Source organism: Psychrobacter sp. Rd 27.2, from assembly GCF_001921755.1.
Classification (GTDB): Bacteria; Pseudomonadota; Gammaproteobacteria; order Pseudomonadales; family Moraxellaceae; genus Psychrobacter; species Psychrobacter celer.
The window spans coordinates 1-404 of sequence record NZ_MRYB01000094.1 but is presented as its reverse complement, the minus strand read 5'-3'; the positions used below and the strand labels follow the sequence as shown (position 1 = coordinate 404).

Sequence of the window (404 nt, the reverse complement as noted above, 5' to 3'; positions counted from 1 at the left end):
GAATACAGCTATGCAGCCTGATAATGAGTTCTGAGTAATAAAAAGCGTCATCCAACCACTGGATGACGCTTTTTTATCTTGAACAATCACTTGCTAGGCGCTCGTTAATCTAAGGTCTGTACGCCGCCACCATTGACAAACAACGTCTGACCACTTACCCACTCAGAGATAGGTGAGGCAAAATACAGCATGGCGCCTGCGATATCATCCGCCTCGCCCAAACGCTTGATGGGCGTGTGCGACAGCATGCGCGCTTCGATCTCAGGTGTCAGCACACTCTGCAAGGCCGCTGTACGCGTAGCCCCTGGGCCGACCGCGTTGATACGCACCTCAGGGCCAAAATCGTGCGCCAGATTTGCCACCATGTGATTGACTGCCGCTTTTGATGCAGCGTAGCCACTCAT

General features: G+C 52.7%; 1 protein-coding gene. It reads right to left on the bottom strand.

What is annotated here, in order from left to right:
• Nucleotides 1-104: 104 nt before the first annotated feature.
• The coding region (locus BTV99_RS12740) for an SDR family oxidoreductase (protein ID WP_083608656.1) at nucleotides 105-404 on the bottom strand (300 nt) is incomplete at its 5' end.